The sequence below is a fragment of the Hydrogenophaga sp. genome (assembly GCF_051860785.1).
Lineage (GTDB): Bacteria > Pseudomonadota > Gammaproteobacteria > Burkholderiales > Burkholderiaceae_C > Hydrogenophaga.
Genome location: NZ_JBIMLB010000026.1, coordinates 1 through 18,617, shown reverse-complemented (window position 1 = coordinate 18,617; position 18,617 = coordinate 1). Strand labels below are relative to the sequence as shown.

The 18,617-nt window shown below is 64.9% G+C and carries 11 protein-coding genes; 7 read left to right on the top strand and 4 right to left on the bottom strand.

From position 1 onward, the window contains the following. Positions 1-2: 2 nt before the first annotated feature. From hutH to ACTIF6_RS23735, 5 genes are all read left to right on the top strand, one after another. On the top strand, positions 3-1,547 hold the full coding sequence (gene hutH / locus ACTIF6_RS23755; RefSeq protein WP_439590274.1) for a histidine ammonia-lyase: 1,545 nt from the start codon (positions 3-5) through the stop codon (positions 1,545-1,547). Positions 1,548-1,570: 23 nt separating this feature from the next. Beyond that, positions 1,571-2,782 (top strand): imidazolonepropionase, encoded by a 1,212-nt coding sequence (gene hutI / locus ACTIF6_RS23750; RefSeq protein WP_439590222.1) that lies wholly within the window; start codon positions 1,571-1,573, stop codon positions 2,780-2,782. After that, positions 2,779-3,753 (top strand): formimidoylglutamase, encoded by a 975-nt coding sequence (gene hutG / locus ACTIF6_RS23745; RefSeq protein WP_439590221.1) that lies wholly within the window; start codon positions 2,779-2,781, stop codon positions 3,751-3,753. Before hutI ends, hutG begins: the two co-directional genes overlap by 4 nt. 170 nt (positions 3,754-3,923) lie before the next feature. Then, entirely contained in the window at positions 3,924-5,150 is a 1,227-nt protein-coding gene (gene earP / locus ACTIF6_RS23740) for an elongation factor P maturation arginine rhamnosyltransferase EarP (RefSeq protein WP_439590220.1), read from the top strand. 30 nt (positions 5,151-5,180) lie between these two features. Beyond that, the gene (locus ACTIF6_RS23735) at positions 5,181-5,837 is read left to right on the top strand and encodes a hypothetical protein (RefSeq protein ID WP_439590219.1); all 657 of its coding nucleotides are present in this window, start codon (positions 5,181-5,183) and stop codon (positions 5,835-5,837) included. Positions 5,838-5,847: 10 nt separating this feature from the next. On the opposite strand, the gene ACTIF6_RS23730 is transcribed toward ACTIF6_RS23735, so the two are convergent. Both ACTIF6_RS23730 and ACTIF6_RS23725 read right to left on the bottom strand, forming a co-directional pair. Next, on the bottom strand, positions 5,848-7,263 hold the full coding sequence (locus ACTIF6_RS23730) for a hypothetical protein (RefSeq protein WP_439590218.1): 1,416 nt from the start codon (positions 7,261-7,263) through the stop codon (positions 5,848-5,850). 310 nt (positions 7,264-7,573) lie between these two features. Further along, positions 7,574-9,481, bottom strand: coding sequence for an O-linked N-acetylglucosamine transferase family protein (locus ACTIF6_RS23725; RefSeq protein ID WP_439590217.1), 1,908 nt, complete (start codon positions 9,479-9,481; stop codon positions 7,574-7,576). Positions 9,482-10,053: 572 nt separating this feature from the next. On the opposite strand from ACTIF6_RS23725, the gene ACTIF6_RS23720 reads away from it, so the two are divergent. Further along, entirely contained in the window at positions 10,054-11,142 is a 1,089-nt protein-coding gene (locus tag ACTIF6_RS23720; protein WP_439590216.1) for a porin, read from the top strand. Positions 11,143-11,739: 597 nt separating this feature from the next. Here the strand turns inward: ACTIF6_RS23720 and ACTIF6_RS23715 are convergent. Further along, entirely contained in the window at positions 11,740-12,024 is a 285-nt protein-coding gene (locus tag ACTIF6_RS23715; RefSeq protein ID WP_439590215.1) for a hypothetical protein, read from the bottom strand. Positions 12,025-12,293: 269 nt separating this feature from the next. On the opposite strand from ACTIF6_RS23715, the gene ACTIF6_RS23710 reads away from it, so the two are divergent. Beyond that, the gene (locus tag ACTIF6_RS23710) at positions 12,294-12,719 is read left to right on the top strand and encodes a hypothetical protein (RefSeq protein ID WP_439590214.1); all 426 of its coding nucleotides are present in this window, start codon (positions 12,294-12,296) and stop codon (positions 12,717-12,719) included. Between the two features lie 211 nt (positions 12,720-12,930). Here ACTIF6_RS23710 and ACTIF6_RS23705 read toward each other — a convergent pair. Then, positions 12,931-18,617 (bottom strand): cadherin domain-containing protein (locus tag ACTIF6_RS23705; protein WP_439590213.1); only part of this gene is annotated, 5,687 nt, incomplete at its 5' end.

The window sequence follows — 18,617 nt, the reverse complement described above, 5'->3', positions numbered from 1 at the left end:
CGATGAACACGAAGTCTCTTACCCTGAATCCCGGCCAGATGACCCTGGCCGACTTGCGAACCCTCTGGCAGCAGCCGGTGCGCATTGCCTTGCCTGGCGAAGCCAGCGCCGACATCGAAGCCTCTGCCGCCACCATCCAGCGCATCGTCGGAAAAGGCGATGCGGCCTACGGCATCAACACCGGCTTCGGCAAACTGGCGCGCACCCGCATCCCCGACGACCAGCTCGAACTGCTCCAGCGCAACCTGATCCTCTCGCACTCGGTGGGCACGGGTGAGCCCATGTCGGATGCCACGGTGCGGCTGGTGATGGCAATGAAGGCGACCAGCCTGGCACGCGGCTTCTCGGGCGTGCGGCCGATCGTCATCGACACCTTGCTGGCGGTGTTCAACGCCGGCATCGTGCCCCTCATCCCCATCAAGGGTTCGGTCGGGGCATCGGGCGATCTGGCGCCGCTGTCGCACATGACGCTCACCCTCATGGGCGAGGGCGATGCGCGCGTGAACGGCCAGGTCATGCCCGCCGCCGCAGCGCTGCGCCAGGCCGGCATCGCGCCGCTGACGCTGGCGGCCAAGGAAGGCCTGGCACTCATCAACGGCACGCAGGTTTCCACCGCGCTGGCCTTGCACGGCCTCTTCATGGCCGAACGCCTGCTGGAAGCCGGCACCGTCACAGGCGCCCTGTGCGTGGACGCCGCCAAGGGCAGCGATGCGCCGTTCGACCCCCGCATCCACGCGGTGCGCGGCCAGCCAGGCCAGATCGCCCTGGCGGCGGTCATGCGCCGGTTGCTGCAGGGCAGCGCCATCCGTCTCTCGCACCTGGAGAACGACGAGCGCGTGCAGGATCCCTACAGCCTGCGCTGCCAGCCCCAGGTGATGGGTGCCTGCCGCGACCTCATCGTGCAATCCGCGCGCACGCTGCTGATCGAAGCCAACGCCGTCACCGACAACCCGCTGGTGTTCACCGACACGGGTGAAGTGCTCTCGGGTGGCAACTTCCACGCCGAGCCGGTGGCCTTTGCGGCCGACACGCTGGCCCTGGCCATCGCCGAGATCGGTGCCCTGGCCGAACGCCGCATCGCGCTGCTGATCGACGCGAGCCTGTCGGGCCTGCCGCCGTTCCTGGTCGACAACCCGGGCCTGAACTCGGGCTTCATGATCGCGCACGTCACCGCCGCCGCGCTGGCGTCCGAAAACAAATCGCACGCCCACCCGGCCAGTGTGGACAGCCTGCCCACCTCGGCCAACCAGGAAGACCATGTGAGCATGGCCACGTTCGCGGGCCGTCGGCTCGACGAAATGGCACAGAACACGGCCACCATCCTCGGCATCGAATGGCTGGCCGCCGCGCAAGGCGTTGATTTCCACCGTCCGCTGGCCACCTCGCCGAAGCTGGCGCAAGCCCACGACACGCTGCGCGAGCGCGTGCCCTTCTACGCACAGGACCGCCTCTTTGCGCCCGACATCGAAGCCGCGCGGTGGCTGGTGATGCAGGGCGCGGCCAGCGAGGGCTGTGCCGACCTGTTCGAGACCGTCTGGAACGCCTGACCTACTCCCGTGGAGGATCACGCATGACAAACCTCGTCCTTTGGCGCAGTGCGCGCATGGCCACCTTGACGGACAACGGCTGGGGCCTGATCGACCACGGCGCCATGCTCACCCGGGGAGAGCGCATCGAATGGGTGGGGCCTGCGAGCGAGATGCCCGCTGAACTGCGACAGCGTGTGGACACGGAGCACGACCTGGGCCATACCCTCGTCACGCCTGGATTGGTGGACTGCCACAGCCACCTCGTCTACGCGGGCAACCGCGCCCATGAATTCGAGTTGCGCCTGAACGGGCTGAGCTACGAGGCCATTGCGCAGGCAGGCGGCGGCATCCGCTCCACCGTGGCGGCCACGCGAGCCGCGACCGAAGAAGCCTTGTTCGACAGTGCCGAGCAGCGCGCCCGGCGGCTGATGGCCGAAGGCGTGACCACGCTGGAAATCAAATCGGGCTACGGCCTGTCGCTGGAAGCCGAAGCGCGGTGCCTGCGCGTGGCCCGCCGCCTGGGGCGTGAACTGCCCTTGAGCGTGCAGACCACTTTCCTGGGTGCTCACGCTGTGCCACCCGACTTCGATGGCCGCGCGGACGAGTACATCGACGCGGTTTGCGACTGGCTGCCAGACCTCCACGCCCAGGGCTTGGTCGACGCCGTGGATGCCTTCTGCGACAACATCGGCTTCTCACTGGCCCACACGCGCCGCGTGTTCGACGCCGCCCGTGCCCTGGGGTTGCCCATCAAGCTGCACGCCGAGCAACTCTCCAACCAGCATGGCGCCGCCATGGCCGCCTCGCTGGGCGCGCTGTCTTGCGACCATCTGGAACACCTGAGTGAGGCCGACATCCCGCTCATGCGCCGCTGCGGCACGGTGGCCGTGCTCCTGCCTGGTGCCTTCTACTTCCTGCGTGAAACCAGGCTGCCGCCCGTGGCGGCGCTGCGCACGGCGGGGGTGCCCATGGCCGTGTCCACCGACCACAACCCCGGCAGTTCACCCAGCCTGTCGCTGCTGCTCATGGCCAGCATGGCCTGCACCCTGTTCCGGCTCACGCCGCTGGAGGCCGTACAGGGCATCACCCTGAACGCCGCGCGCGCCCTCGGGCTGCACGACCGCGGCAAGCTGGCGCCCGGCCAGCGCGCCGACTTCGTCGCCTGGAATCTCGACCACCCCAACGAGCTGGCCTACTGGTTCGGCCATCATGCGGTGGCGCGCACCATTCAGGAAGGCCGGGAACGACCATGAGCACCATCGAAACCCTACCGCCGTTCCCATGGCAGGGACGCGTTGACGCCGAAGACAGCGGGCCCACCCCTCGATGGCACCAACACGTGCGACCGCTCGCGGCCGGTTCGCGCGGAGGCGTCACCCTCATCGGCTTTGCCGTGGACGAAGGCGTGCGTCGCAATGCCGCACGCACCGGCGCCGCAAAAGGCCCCCACGCGCTGCGCACCGCCCTGGCCAACCTGCCGGTGCTGGGCGAGCCCGCGCTGCACGACGCAGGCGATGTGCACTGTGAGAACGGCGCGCTCGAAGCGGCACAGGAGGAACTGGCCGTGCGCGTGGCTGCCGCCCTGGCGCGAAACAGCTTGCCGCTCGTGCTGGGTGGTGGCCACGAAATGGCCTGGGGCACGTTCCAGGGTATCGTGCGCGCGCTCCCCTCCAGCCACCGCGTGCTGATCGTCAACCTGGATGCCCATTTCGACCTGCGCGAGGCGGCGCAAGGCAATTCAGGCACCCCCTTCCGGCAGATCCACGGCTGGTGCGCGGCCCAGGATCGACCGTTCAACTACCGCGTCTTCGGCATCAGCGAGTACGCCAACACGCAGGCACTTTTCGAGCGCGCACAAGCCATGGGCGTGCGCCACTGGCTCGACGACGCCCTGCAGAGTCCGGCGGGCGTGGAGCTGGCGCGGCAGGCGCTGGCGGCTGACCTGCAGGACTGCGATGCGGTCTATCTCACGGTGTGCCTGGACGTCCTGCCCGGCGGTCAGGCGCCTGGCGTCTCGGCGCCTGCCGCACTCGGAGTGCCGATGGCCGCGGCTCAGGTGCTCATCGACGAAGTGCTGGCGTCAGGCCGTCTGGTTGCTGCCGACATTGCCGAGCTCAACCCTTCGCTCGACCGCGACGGCCTGACCGCCCGCGTGGCCGCTCGACTGGCCGCGCGCATGGCCAGGGGAGCCCGGGCCCTGACGGATCGCCCTCCACAAACTTGAGGCCTGAAGTACCCAGAAATGGCAACTGACACCTCCGATCAGCAATTCATACCTTCAAGTCGACGCTTCATACCCTTCTTGCTACCGAGTGTTGCCTTACGAAGATGATTTGACCTATGCAGCTGGTAGCGTGGGCCGTCCTGCCCGGCTCCTGCATGCCGGAGAACACCATGTCTAGGCACTCCCCCCCCAGGAATACCACCTGGGACCTGTTCACGCCGGCCCAAGGGCTGGACGGATTGCGAGACCTTCCCCTGCTGGCCGCCCAACTGGCCACCGTACCCACCCAGCGGGTGCGAATCTTTGTCGACGACCCTGGCCGTCTCGGTGTCATGAGCGCACGCATCGAGAACACCCTCTGGGTCCAGCCGCTCGCCAACTACGAGATCTGGCGCCTGAGGCTGGCCGATGCCATTGCACCCGCCGACAACGTGGTGTGCCTGGGCGACACCGATGTGCCTACCCGCTACCGTGAGCGCATGGTTTACGGCGCCAGCAACCGCTGCAAGCAATTCCGCATCTGGCCCGTAGGCCACACACTCGCCACCGGCGAAGCGGCCTCATCGACCGCCGTCATGAACACCATGGTGTTCGACGTGGTTCAGGATGAAAAGGTCCAGGGCGTCGGCCTGATCAAGGACATGCGCAACAACGTCGAACTGCGCACGCGCTGGAAGGCGCACCCAAGCCTCACGCAAACCACGCTGGAGGCACTGGGCCTGTCGGGTGACCGGGCCAAGGGCGCACTCATCATCAGTTGCTGGGGTGCCGCCATTGCCGACTTCCCGTTGTTTGTCCAGAGCCTGGCGCAGGCCTTTCACCAGCCGGTGCTGGTGCTGCGGGCCCGGGGACCGGAAGGGCTCATTCCGGTGGAGGCACTGCAGTTGAAGGCGTCTGCCAGCACCGCGCATGTCCACGTGATGGATCTGCCGGCCCTGAGCTGGAGTCAGCAGGACGAGATCATCTGGAGCAGCGACCTGCTCTTTTGCGGGCTACGCGACGTGGCCAACCGCGCCATGGAAGCGGGCACCCCCATGCTGTGGCTGCCCAAGCCCGCCGCCACGGCCGGCGCGCAAGCTCTGGATCGCTTGAGCGACTGGTATTTTGATGGCCTGGACCCCGGATTCAAACGCGGTCTTCTGGTCACGGCGCACTGCCTGCGAGAAGGCGAATCGCTGGAGCAGACGCTGGCTTGGTACCTGAAGCAACGAGACGACCTCGAACAGATCGCACGCCAGGTGGCCCGGCGGATTGCCTTGGCCAGGCCCCTCGCAGATACTTTGCCTTCGCTCTCACCGACCATGCTGGAGCAGGTGCGCCGGCAGCAACTGCGGCGTGAAAACGCACACCCGCCCACCTGGCCCATGAGCCTGCCCGGCCCTGTGGAGTCGGCCTGACGAGCACAAGAGAGACAAGAGAGAACTTCAATGACAAACTGGTTGATCGGGGCACTGGGAGTCTCCATCGCGTTCGTGGCGGGCATCGTGGTGGGCGCCCTGCTATGGCGATGGCGGGCAGGCAGCGAGTCGCACCGAACGGGCCGTCAGCAGAACCGGTCGGCGCCGCTGCTGTGGGACATCCACAGCGTTCTCAACGCCATGAACAAGCTGGCTCTGGCCGCCGAGCGCGGTCGCCCGGTCGAACCTTCCCTGGTGTATTTGCTGTCCGACTACCTGCTGCACAGCGCGCTCATTCAGCGTGAAGACGGCTGGGCCGACCGCAACTCACTGGAGAACTGGCTGCTTTCTCATGTGCGTGTGCTGGCAGACCACCGCGGACAAATCACCCTGCCCGCAGCCACCATCCAGCTGGGGGAAGGCGTGCAGCGCATCCACGCCAACCCGCTGCTTCGCCAGCTCCTCTGGATTCTGCAGAAGGCCCCCACCATCAACCGCATCCAGATCGACGTGCTGGCCCTGAAAGCCGAAGATCGCGCGGTGAAGGTGAGGATCGAAGTGGAAGGAGACCATGCAGAACTGACCAGGCTACTGGAGGACAGAAGCACCGTTACCGGGTGGCGCATGGACTCCGGGTTGTGCGCTTGCGAGCTTCGCACGGCCTACGAGTCGGGCGCTGCCGCCTGACACCTGGCATTCAAGCAAGCTGAAGAACAGGTTGCCGCTGGACGCCGGCCGCAACGCTGGCAGGCATCTCAAGGTCGGACAGATCGATGTCCAGCAGCAACTCCAGTTCCAGGTCGGGATGGATGTAGCTGCCGCGGTGGCCTGAGGTCTTCTCGCCATCGTTCTCTTCGAGGGAAGCCAGCGCGACTGCAAGCCGGCGTTCACTCTCTTCAATCAGGGTCTGCCAACCGCTCTCGTCTGCCATCGGCTGCGGCATTTGTGCGGGAGCATCCATCTGCAGAAGCGAGGGCTGCAAGGCCCGGATGGAGGCGCCGGCGGTCAGCACCGGGCCGACCTCTACATCCAGATTGCTGCGGCCGGTAAGCGTCAACCCCTTGGTTTCACTGCCCGCCCCCTGGGCCACATCGTCTTCGGTGACCGTGTAGACAAAGCGCAGGGTGTCGGTGCCGCTGCCGCCACTGAACTGCGCGGCTCGGTGATGCCCGCCCACGCACAGGTGCAGGCGCGGGGTGCCATCCACCTTCACGGCCTCTTCCAGAGAGACGCTGGCCTCGAACACCTGGCCGACCCGGCAACCCCCAAACAAGCCACTGGGCAACGCACCCGGCCAGTCGTCCGACCAGTCGATGTCTGCCGAATTGACGTCCAGTGCCACGGCGGTGATGCGAGGCAACGCGATCAAGGCCTCCCCATGCGGTGTGGGCCAGGCCTCGTTGTGTTTCACAGCACGAAACATGGCCTCTGACTGCACGCTGCCATCGGCGAACACCAGCCGCGCAGGTCCAACCACGTACGCGGTCTCCAGGAGCCCGCTTGAACGACGGCTCAAGGCGATCGCCCTGCCCGAAAGCCGCGCCTTGTGCTCGGCAAGCCTTCCATCCAGATGCACGCAAATGCGGGGGTCGCCGGCGTATACCGTTTCCACGCCGGCCAGCCCTTCCAGCTGAAGCAGGGCGCCCTCGGGAAGGGCTCCCATCGCCATTCGAGGCTCAGCCCTCACGTGGCTGGCCACGGTGGCCTGCGCGCAGGCAGCGGCCTCTCCGACCACGCCCAGCAAAGCCGAGACCTGCCCTGCGCTGCGCCAGAGTGAGCCCAGCATGACCGCGCCATCGTCGAACACGAGCTCTCTGGGGCCTCGACTGGCATGCAGCTTGATCTGGGTGCCATGTGCCGCGTGCCGGAGCGTCAGCACGTCGGAGCGCACACTCACCTGGTGATCCGCGCTCGCGCCTTGAAGGAACACGCGGTCAGCACCACCCACGCCGCAGGTGAGATCGAAGCACTTGCCCGAGCCAAGAAAAAGGTTCTGGATGCCGCGCGCACCCCAGAACCCCACGGCCTGGCCATCCACCACGACCGCTCCCTGGAGCAGGTCGAATCTTGCTTCGTCATGATCCACCTGCAAACAGGCGTCTGTGGTTCCCATGATGCTTCCTCCGGTTGATGAGCAACACATGGCGTCGCGAGGTATTCGCGACGCAGTCGAAGGGGCGCTTGCCCAGGGCCGGTGGGCCTTTGGCAGCACCTCAACGACACGAATTCCATTGCATCAGTCGGGGCTACAGGGTGGCGCGGGAAGTCACCAACTGAGCCCGCCGCCGCACCAGCAGTCCGGGATTTCGAACCAAATTTCCAAGTGCCAACTAATACCGTTTCTGCCTGCGAAGAAGGTCACACCCGCACCACCCTGGCCCGGGAATCCGCGTGCCAGAAAGGAGGGCATTGAGTCGATTTCGTCACACATCGAAATCGCTCGGCGGCAGCCCGCACAAATGTCTTGCGTGCATTTCGTGAAATGCGCGCTCGAGCTGGCGCGCAAAGCCCGCAGTGTCGAACAAGGGCGCTTCGCCACGTTCCGACTGCAATTGCGCGCGCAACGCCTTCAACCGCTCCGGAGCGTCCAGCAGGCTTTGCGCCAGCGTTGCGTACGCCTCCAGGGACGAAGTAACCAACTCTGGTAGCCCGACCGCGTGCAGCAGGCTTGCACCCACGCGCGAGGCCAACGAATCACCCATGCAGGTGATGTGCGGCACGCCCGCCCACAACGCATCGCTGGCCGTGGTGTGCGCGTTGTAGGGAAAGGTCTCCAGACTCAGATCGGCGAGTTGAAGACGCGCCAGGTGCAGGGGCAGATCCAGCGGCGGAGCGAACACCAGCCGGGCCGGGTCCACCCCATGTTCGCTGGCGCTTTGGCGCAGATGGGCCACGGCGACGTCGTGCGTCTTGAGCAGCCACAGCGCGCTGCCCGGCGTTTGCACCAGCAGCGCCATCCAGACATCCCAGACCTCCGGCGTGATCTTGAAGCTGTTGTTGAAGCTGCACAGCACCAGCCCCGCTTCCGGCAGCCCGTGGGCCGCGCGCGACTGGGGCGTGGGGTCGATCGGGCGCTTGTCGTCGTTGGGCTGGTAACAGTGCGGCATGTACGCCACCGCCTCTCTGCAGTGGGCGCGCTGCGCTTCACCCATTACCCGATGGTCGGCCAGCAGATAGTCGTAATACGGCGCAGCCATGGTGCCGGGGTACCCCAGCCAGTTCACTTGCAACGGTGCTGCGCGGTGCGCAAAGATGCCCGGGCGGCTGTCACGCGTAAGGCCTTTCAGGTCCACCGCCACATGCACTCCGAGCTCCCGGCACAGCGCCGCCACCTGGGCATCCGTCCTGTCGCGAACGTCCATCCATTGGCAGCCGTTCTTCATCAGCCGATCCCGCATGCCGTCCTGACGTGGTGTGCCGTAGTTCAGCAGCAGCACCTCCACAAGGCTGGCGTCATGCTGTTCCAGAACCCCTGCCAGCAAGTAAGCCGTGGCGTGGTTGTAGAAGTCGCTGGACACATAAGCCACGCGCAGCCGCCCGTGCTCCGATGGCCGCATCGTGTCGGGAGTTGAGAGCGACTGCGGCGGGAACATCCGCCCCATCCAGAGTGCGGCCACCTGGTGGTGCAAGGCAGGGTCGTCGTACAGCACCAGGGAAGCAAACGGCTCCAGCGCGGGTTCGCCGCGCAACGCACGCTGACGGAGCAGCGCCAGCTCACCTGCCTGGTCTTCAGGCTGCGCGCCCGCTTCTTCCCCCGGCAACGGTGGCAGGCCCAAAGCCGACCACTCACACAGCTGGCGCGCCAGGAACATCCGCAAGCACGCAACGAAAGGGGCACCGGGTTGCCGGCGCTCCAGTTCACCGAACGCCACAAGAGCGCGGTCGAACGCGCCAGCCACCAGCAGGGCGTTCGCCTGCGCCTGCAACGCGCCCACATGCGCGGGGTTCAGGCGCAAAGCCTCCGAGGCATCCCTGCCAGCCTTGCCGTGCTCACCCAACGCCCGCCATGCTTGCGCTCGACCGAAGAACGCTTCCGCATGGCCAGGCTGCAACTGCAACACACGGTCAAACGCCTTCACCGCACCAGTCCATTCCTGTGCCATGTTCAGTGCCTGCCCCAGATTGAACCAGGCAGGTTCCGCGTCGGGGGTCAGCCGCAGCACCTCGCCCAGTGCTCGAATGGCGTCTCCCGGACGGCGCTGCGCCAGGGCGACCACCGCCCGGAGTTGCAACACCATGGGGTCCAACGGGCGCGCGACTTCAAGCCGGCGCAAGGGTCGATCCACACCCTCGATGTCACCTTTTTGCAACGCGTTCAGCGCTTGTGACAACAAAAGTTCGGCCTGATGGGGACCTTCATCCCAATTCAGCACGTCGGAAAGGTGGAACGGTATCTCGTCTGAGGACATGGCAAAAAAGTGAGAGTGCCGCTCAACAAGCCGGCATTCGCGACTTTCATCCCGCTTCGCATCGCCTCGCAATAAAAGAACCAACGGACATCTGAAAGACATCAGATGTCATTTGTCGGCATCCATCTGCAGAAGAGGCGCCCACGCGCTGAGGCCCGCGGCGGTCTCCGCGCAGATTTTCGAAGCGCTCATCCGCTCGCGTTGGCGCACCCTTTTTCCTCATTCCTACCCAACGGCCGCGGCCTTCGTGAAACAGCCCATTTCCCTCCAGATAGGCATTTAGTTCCCACTTCGATGCAAACCGTGCTTGCCAAATCTCGCCTCGATCCTTCGCCGCAAGCCCATCAGCCAGGCCCCTAGATTCCTGTTTTCGACGTGCTCGATGCGCAAAACAGATTTGCCTGTCGGCCACGACGGAGCCGCCCGACACCCAAAAAGCAGATCCCGGCGGCTTTTTCAAAAACTGTGTTTTCAACCTTTATCAAGGAATCTTCATGAAGAAAACGATGATCGCCCTGGCCGCCTTCGGCGCCGTGGCCGGCGCCGCCCACGCTCAGTCCAACGTCACGATGTACGGTGTGATGGACATGTTTGTGGGCGAAGGCACCACGAAGACCACCTTTGGCGGCGCGCCGTTCAATGGCATCGTCAATCCAGGCGCTCCTGTCGAAGAGCAAGTTGCCGGCGGTGTCAAAAAGGGTGCGAGCCTGAACAGCGGCGGCTTGAGCGGCAGTCGTTGGGGCCTGCGTGGCGCGGAAGACCTGGGCGGCGGCTTGAAGGCAACATTCCAACTGGAAGCTGCCGTTGGCGCCGACACGGGTGCCAGCACCGCATTTAGTCGCACCAGCAAGATGGGCCTGAGCGGTGGCTTTGGCTCCATTGAAATGGGCCGCCAGTACACGCAGCTGTTCGGTCTGATGGACAGCTTCGACGCTCAAGGCACGTCCGCCTTCTCCGCCACCAACGCCATCTTCGGCACCGCCGTGACGGATGCTCTTGGCGCGCTGAGCCCTGGTGTCCGCTGGAACAACTCGCTGCTGTACACGGCTCCGGCCATGGGTGGCTTCACCGCGTCTGTGCAATATGCATTCGGCGAAAATGGCGCCCCAGGCGCATCCGCAGGTCGCGCCATCGGCCTTTCTGCTGGCTACGCGGTGGGCAAGTTCGCCGTGCAAGGCGTCTATGAAACCCTGAAGAGCGGCGGCGTCGGTTCCGTCACTGCGAAGAACACCGGCCTGGGCGCCAGCTACGACTTCGGCATGGCGAAGGTCCTGGGGCAGTTCGTCACCCAAGATGACGGCGTGGCCAATGGTCAAAAGGAAAGCGGCTACGTGTTGAGCGTGTCGGTGCCCTTCGGCTCGGCAGGCAGCCTCAACGCCGGCTTTGGCGGTGAGAACACCAAAGTGGCAGGCGTGAAGATTGCCAAGACCACCTCCCACGGCGTTGAGTACCGCTACGACCTGAGCAAGCGCACCACCTTGTACGCAGGCTTGACCAACGTCAAGGCCAAGCTGGTTGCACCTATGCCAGCAGGCGACACGAAGGACCAGCTCTACGGCATCGGCATGCGCCACAAGTTCTAAGCTCAGGCTGGCCTCGGCCAGCTGAAAGCCTGGAAACGGAAAAAGCCCGCTGCAGAAATGCAGGGGGCTTTTTCATTTCAGGCGCACCGAATCGTCGCGACTTCTAGTTGTGGCCTGGGCCTCGATCCCTGGACGATGGAAGGGAAACGCTCTTGATCTCGCCGACATCGGGACCAGCGTCACCCACTGGCCGAAACGCCGATGATCGGCTTCGCAGCCCGCCGCCTGGTGACGACACCACCGACGTACGACCCGGTCGTTCTAGAGGTGGCATCGGCGGCAGAAAACTTGCGAGGGGCGCCGCCGGCACTGGCACTCGCTGCGGAATGGGATGCAGCCGAGATACCGGGGCAACTTGATCCCTCCCGAAGGATTGGCCAGCGAAGGGGGATACGAAATTGCTCCAAGAAGTGCTCGCTGAGGGAGCCACCGCCGGTGGCAGTCGTCCCAGTAGCTCAACGGCGGAGATCCATCCTTTAGCCAGGGCAGCCTCACGCGAGGCAGGGAGCTCATCGTTCACAGGGAGGGGAGCATCCCGTCCCGAGCCGGAAGTGGCCGGTTTTTGGGGTTTGTCCATGGTCGCTGCCTAGCACCCCATCAATGAGCAGCTGCAGCCAGCGTTTCAGCCGCGGGCGTTTCAGCCTTCGCCTGTGGATCGTGCGGCTTGAGGACGCCATCGGCGATCAGCTTGTTCACGGCCTGCTGCTGCACGCCAAAGCCGCGCACGAAACCATCCAGCGGCATCACCAGTTGCTGGGTGGGCACCAGCCGGGCTTCCTGCTTGCCGTCCTTGTTCACCACCGTCACGGTGCCCAGATCGATGCGCACGAGCGAACCGGTGAGTGAAACTTGAACAATCGTGTCTGCGAAATGAGGGGTCATGGTGGTTCCTTTAAAAAACAAATGGGAAAACTTGGTGAAAGGGTTTTGGACAGTGCAGATCACAGCCCGGGCCCGCGACCGCCACTAGCGGGCGGACGGCGAATTGGCCCCAAGGTCGGGACGGGCCCGCGACCACTCCTCGCAGGCGGACGGCGAAGCGGCCCCGCGGTCGGGGCGGGCAAAGCGCCCGATGAAGGGGACGCTGCGACGGGGACTACCGGAGTGACACGTGCATGGTGCAATGCACGCGCAATAGGTGGAGCCACTGGATGCTGGAGCCTGCCGGTCGCCTGAACATCCTGGATAGCCTGTACCTGTGGATGAACGGTGCGCGAGGCGTCGTAGGGATGCCGTTTTCGCGGCAAATGCTCATCCATTCTCTCGCCCCCGAGCACATCCAGCGCGTTCAAGCGCAGCTGTACCAGCTCCAGTTCCCCGCTGAGTGGCGCCAGCAGCTGATTCAGCTCGATGAGCGGCGCCAGTTCTTCCTTAGTCAGCCGCTCCAGCCTCTGCTGCTGCTCAGGCTCCAGCTCCTGCCGCAGCAGTTCCAGCTTGAATTTCTCCGCCATCAAGGGCTGCATTCCTGGCATCTGCTCCTTCTCCCACTTGCGCAGAGACTGCATCCGAGGGTGCAGCTCAAGCTCCTTTTTCTTCTGAAGCAGTGCCTCCTGCCACGTAAGCAGCTCCCGCCTTAGCTGCTGCTTCTGCTGAAGATCGCCTGAGGATTCTGCATGTGCGCTGGCAACATCTGCCCTACTCTGAGGGGCGCCGCCGCCAGCAATCGGTGACGCCTGCGGCGCGGATCTCTGTCTCATCGCGTTCTCCAGCCCTCATGGGGCGTTCATCGTTGCCGGACTTTCCTGGCCCAAGGGGCGCAAGTGGGGTCCGAAGTACCCATCCACGCGCTCACAAGACCTGGAACACCACGTAGTTCATATCCGCATCGCTGTTGCTCGGGTGAACGTGGCCGTTGTTCATTTGCAGTGAGGTGTGTCCCACGGAAGAAGGTGTTGCCGTCCAGTAGTAGGGCGCGCCCCACCCGGACGGCACCCCACTCGTCCCGGTCCCGGTCCCGTTGCCGTTGTGCGCGTCCCAGATCGCCAGCATGTCGTCGTACGTTGGGTTGTTCTGCGTGGGGCTGTTGACCGCCGTGCCGTTCTTGAAGACTTGTGCCGGACTGGCGTTGGCGCCACTCAGCGCCGCCCCGTAGGTGGGCAGTGCCAAGGTCACGCCGTTGATCGCGAAGTAGCGGAAAGTGTTGTCGATGGAACCCACCAAACCCACCGCGTTTGCGTCCGTCTCCCGCACGCCGTTGATGTTGAAACGGACCATCGCGCCAAGATCGTGGTGGGTCATGGCGTCGCCACTGCCGTGGACGCCATCCCTGTTCAAGTCGAGCACGTAGTACCACTTGCCTTCCACCTGCACCCCACGAATGAGCTGGCCGAGAGTACCGAGGTCGATCACGGTGTGGCCGGCCGCACCATCGACCACGTTGTTCACGGTGATGGCCACGTTCCGCTGCGTGGTGTTGTTGCTCACGTCCGTCGCGGTGATGGTGATGTCATAGACGTTGTTGGCACCGGCGTCCAGTGGTATCTCATGGTCCAGGCCTTGTGCGAGCGTCACCACGCCCGTGCTGGCATCCATGTTGAAGAAAGCCGCATCCGTTCCGCCCAGGGTGTAGCGGATCCACTGGTCGACACCACCACCGTCGCCGTCGTTGGCATTGGCGTCGTACACCACCGTACCAATGGCGGCGGTCTCCAACATGCTGGCGGTACCGCCGCTAAGGAACACCGGGGCGTTGGCATCCAGGACCTGCAGCACCACGTACACAGGATGGGTGTTGTTGGTGTCGTTGAGCTCGCCATTGCTCAGCGCTACGGTGGCGTGTCCACCCGTGAGCGTGGGCGTGGATGACGCGTAGGAACCCGTGCTCCACCAATGGGATGGTGTTCCCTGCAAGCTGGCTCCACTGCCATTGTGGGCATCCCAGATCGCCAGCAGGTCGTCATACACAGCGTTGCTCTGATCTCCGCTGTTGACCGCGGTGCCGTTTGCGCTCCCTGCCGAAGTGCTCGCGTAGATGCCACTGAGCCCTGCCCCCTGGGTGGGCAGCGCAACCGAGATTCCGTTGATCGTTGCATAGCGGAAGGTGTTGTCGGTCGAGCCCACAGCGCCCACCGCATTGCCCGCTGTCTCCAGAACGCCGTTCACGTTGTACCGGAAGATGGCGTTCAGGTCACCGTAGTTGAACGTGTCATGGCCATGGGCTCCGTGGCTGCCGTCATCGTTTCGGTCCCACACGTAGTACCACTTGCCCTCCACCTGCACACCGTGAATGAGTTGCCCCCAGGTACCCAGGTCGATCATGGGGTCACCTGCTCCGCTATCTGGCGCATCCGTCACGGTGATGACGACGTTCTTGTCCATGAAGCCGCCGTTGCTGGTGGTCGCGCGCACGGTGATGCGGTAGGTGTTGTTGGCACCGCCGTCCGTGGGCGCCTCATAGTCCGGACTGGCCAGGAAGCGCACCTCGCCACTTCTGGCATCGATCGTGAGGAGCGCCGCATCGGTACCACCCACGATACTCCAGGTGAGCTCACCATTGCCCAGCGAGGTCCAGCCTTCGGCGTCGTAGACCACGGCGCTGGCCGCGGTGTTCTCCGCCACGCTGGCTGAAGAGCCGCTGGTGATCTGCGAGAGCACCTGCAATGCCGCGTAAAAGGTGACCACGTTGTCCAGGGAGTGGTTGACGTAGCCATTGCCCATGTTCACGATGACGTGATGGGGGGCGTGAGGCGTCGCCGCCATGAGGTAGACGCCGGACCAGCCCGCCGGCGTGCCAGAAATGCTGTTCCCGGTCCCGTTGCCGTTGTAGGCATCCCAGATGGCCAGCAGGTCGTCGTAACCCGGGTTGTTCACCGCACCACTGCTCACGGCGGTGCCATTCTGGTACCCAAAGGAAATCGGAGTCAGGGGCCCCCCGTAGGTGGGCAGGGCCACATGCACGCCGTTGATGCTGGCATAGCGGTAGGTGTTGTCGGTCTCACCCACCTCCCCCACGGCGTTGCCCCCGGTCTCCAGAACACCGTTGACGTCGTACCGGAAGAGGGCATTCATGGTGTCGTGGGCGAACTGATCGCCAGAGCCCCCGTGGGTGCCATCGCCATTGAGGTCCCACACGTAGTAGGTCTTGCCTTCGACCACCACGGGCAGGATGAGCTGGCCCCAGGTGCCCAGGCTGAGCGCGGGCGCGGTGGGCAAGTCCTTGACGGTGACGGCCACGACCTGCGCTGTGGAGCCCACGCTGTCGTGCGCGTACACGGTGATGTGGTAGACCGTGTCGACCGCAACGCTGGGCACGGCCTTGAAGGTGACCACGCCGGTGCTGGCGTTGATATCGAACAGGTCGTTGTGGCCGCCTGCGGCCAGGCTGTAGTGCGTCACGGCCACGTCGTCGGTGGCGTTGGCGTCGTACACCGTGGTGGTGGTCAGGATGCCTTCGAACACGCTGGCCGTGTTCCCGCTGCTGAAGACCGGTCTGTGGCTATCCAGGTTGACCGTGACTTCGCTGTCAACGAGCAACTGCAGCCTGCGGCTCGCATCGTTGTAGATCTGGTACGCGCGGCCATCGGCATGCACCATGCCACCGGGCTCCAGCGTCAGGTTGTGGTTGCCATCGATCCAGAACGTATCCCCGACGTTGCCCTTGATCAGCACTTGCTGGTAGTTCGTGCCGTTGATCGCGGCGACGTTGCCCGTCACGCTGGTGCCCCAGTTCGCGCTGTTCCACACGTTGTGCGCGCTGTTGCCTTCGAGCTGGAGCAGATCCAGGACGCTGACGCGCGCGTTGACGTTGCCGCCTCCGGTCAGGTCCAGTGCCTCGATGCTCTTGAGCGAGGAGCCACCCAGGCTGCGCAAGTCCACCAGACCGGTGACGTCGGGGCCAAAGACCACGGTGTCGCGTCCGTTGCCACCATCGATCCGGCTGGCGCCCAGGTGGGCGATGTTCGAGGCATTGAGCACGAAGGTATCGTTGCCCGCACCGCCGTAAAGCACGTCTGCACCACCGCCACCCATGATGGTGTCGTCGCCCGCACCGGCTGCGATGCGGTCCGCGCCACTGCCACCATGGAGCACATCGGCTCCGCTGCCGCTCAGCTGGGTCAGTTCGGCACCGAAGAGGCCTTGCCCTATCTGGCTGCTGAGAATGACGTAGCTGCGGCCTGCGGCTGTGCCTGCCGCCGGGTTGGCGGCGGGTGCACCGATGATCAGGTCGGCCAGGCCGTCACCATCCACATCGCCCGCGCTCGCCACGGAACGGCCACTGACCTGGTACATCCCTTCTCCGTTGATCACGAAGCCACCGATGCCGTCGGCCACCGCCGAGAGGTCGATCGCCGTTCCATCGGCCTTCCCGTACACCACGTAGCTGCGGCCCGCACCTTCTCCCGTGATGGGATCGCTCTGGTACGCCCCGACGATCAGATCGTCCAGTCCATCGCCGTTGACATCACCTGCGCTCGCTACGGACCAGCCACTCTCGTCCAGGGCCGCCTGCCCGTTGATCACGAAACCACCCACGCCTGCGGCCACGGCCGAGAGGTCGATCGCTGAGCCATCTGCCTTGCCGAACACCACGTAGCTGCGCCCGGCATCCGGGCCGGCCAGCGTATCGCTGGCGCGGGCGCCCACAATCAGGTCGGCCAGACCGTCGCCGTTCACGTCGCCCGCGCTGGCCACCGAAAGACCGCTCTCATCTCCGGCCGCCTGGCCGTTGATCACGAAGCCCCCCACGCCCGCAGCCACGGCCGTGAGGTCGATGGCCGTGCCATCGGCTTTGCCGAACACCACGTAGCTGCGCCCTGCGTTGATGCCCCCCATCGGATCGCTGTTGTGGGCCCCGACGATGAGGTCGTCCAGGCCGTCGCCGTTGACGTCGCCGGCGCTTGCAACGAAGACACCGCTGCTGTCGTCTGGCGCTTCGCCGTTGATCACGAAGCCGCCAATGCCATTGGCCACGGCCGAGAGATCGATCAATGCACCATCGGCCTTGCCGAACACCACGTAGCTGCGGCCAGCGTCTATCCCTCCTGCGGAGTCACTTTTGTACGCACCAACGATGAGGTCATCCAGACCGTCGCCGTTGACGTCGCCTGCGCTTGCCACGGAATAGCCGCTGTTGTCATCGGTCGCCTGACCATCGATCGCGAAACCACCATTGCCTGCAGCCACGTCCGCGAGATCAATCGCCGTGCCATCGGCCTTGCCGAAGATCACATAGCTGCGCCCCGCGCCAGCGCCCTGCGTCGATTCGTTGTAGGGCGCCCCCACGATCAGGTCCGCCAGACCGTCGCCGTTGACATCGCCCGCACTTGCCACGGAATAGCCGCTCTGATCCCCAGCCATCTGGCCATTGATGACGAAACCGCCAATGCCGTTGGCCACCGCCGAAAGATCGACCGCCAGGTTGTCGGCCTTGCCGAACACCACGTAGCTGCGGCCAGCAACCGGCCCTCCTGCAGGCTCGCTGTTGAACGCTCCGACGATCAGATCGTCCAGCCCGTCACCGTTGACATCCCCTGCGCTCGCCACGGAATAGCCGCTGAGTTCGAACATCGCCTGCCCGTTGATCACGAAACCGCCGTTGCCCGCGGCAATGTCCGAGAGATTGATGGCAGTCAGGGCGGGCCGGACGGATATCTGGACGGCGTGTGGGGCCGAGCTGTTGATGCCGTCACTGACGGTGATGGTGATGTCGTAGACGTTGTTGGCGCCGGCATCGGCTGGCGCGCCGTAGCTGGGAGGGTTCTTGAACGTGACGACGCCGGTGCTGGCGTCGATGTCGAAGAGCGCCGCATCGGTGCCAGCCAGGCTGTAGACCAGCGCATCGCCATCGGCGTCGGTGGCCGTGGCGGTGTATACCGTGCCGGTGCGGTTTTCGAGGAAGTTGACCGCCGTTCCGCTGGTGAACACCGGGGGGCTGTTCAGTGTGAGGATGGTGAAGTCACGCTGGTCCTGCACACCGTTGGTGTTGCCCGCCAGGTCGCTGGCCGTGGCGGTGACGCTGTGCGCACCCACGCCCAGGGCGGCGAAGTCCGCCGCGGTCAGGCTGTAGCTCCAGTCTCCATTGCCATCGGCCTGCACGTGGCGGGTGAAGCCGCTGCTGAAGCTCAGCTCGATGAAAGCGTTGGCCTCGGACGTGCCCTGCACGGTGGCGCTCGGGCGCTCCAGCGCCTCGATCTCGTCATCACCCGCAATCACGCCAATGACCGGCGCATCAGGCGCCACGGTGTCGATAGTCACCTGCTGCGAGGTCACCGCCCCGCTGCTGACCTGGTTGATCACGCGGAACTGGATGTTGGCCGTGCTCGTGAGCGTGGGGTCGTGCAGGGTGATGCTGGTGCCGTTCGCCCCAATGGCGTGGTTCACGTCCTGCCAGGTGATCCCTCCATCGTTGGAGTACTGCAGCTTCTCCACCACCAGCGGACTGCCTCCGGCGCTGAGCCAGCTCGCATCGACCTCCATGAAGCGCTCGGCGACTTCGTCGTACAGGCGCGTATCGGTCACCGCATTGAAGACGATGT

Excerpts from the sequence above, each read along its gene's own strand:
- ACTIF6_RS23710 (WP_439590214.1), top strand. The coding sequence starts at position 12,294 with ATGCTGGAGCCTGCCGGTCGCCTGAACATCCTGGATAGCCTGTACCTG.
- ACTIF6_RS23735 (WP_439590219.1), top strand. The coding sequence starts at position 5,181 with ATGACAAACTGGTTGATCGGGGCACTGGGAGTCTCCATCGCGTTCGTG.
- earP (WP_439590220.1), top strand. The coding sequence starts at position 3,924 with ATGTCTAGGCACTCCCCCCCCAGGAATACCACCTGGGACCTGTTCACG.
- hutG (WP_439590221.1), top strand. The coding sequence starts at position 2,779 with ATGAGCACCATCGAAACCCTACCGCCGTTCCCATGGCAGGGACGCGTT.
- ACTIF6_RS23720 (WP_439590216.1), top strand. The coding sequence starts at position 10,054 with ATGAAGAAAACGATGATCGCCCTGGCCGCCTTCGGCGCCGTGGCCGGC.
- ACTIF6_RS23715 (WP_439590215.1), bottom strand. The coding sequence starts at position 12,024 with ATGACCCCTCATTTCGCAGACACGATTGTTCAAGTTTCACTCACCGGT.
- hutI (WP_439590222.1), top strand. The coding sequence starts at position 1,571 with ATGACAAACCTCGTCCTTTGGCGCAGTGCGCGCATGGCCACCTTGACG.
- hutH (WP_439590274.1), top strand. The coding sequence starts at position 3 with ATGAACACGAAGTCTCTTACCCTGAATCCCGGCCAGATGACCCTGGCC.
- ACTIF6_RS23730 (WP_439590218.1), bottom strand. The coding sequence starts at position 7,263 with ATGGGAACCACAGACGCCTGTTTGCAGGTGGATCATGACGAAGCAAGA.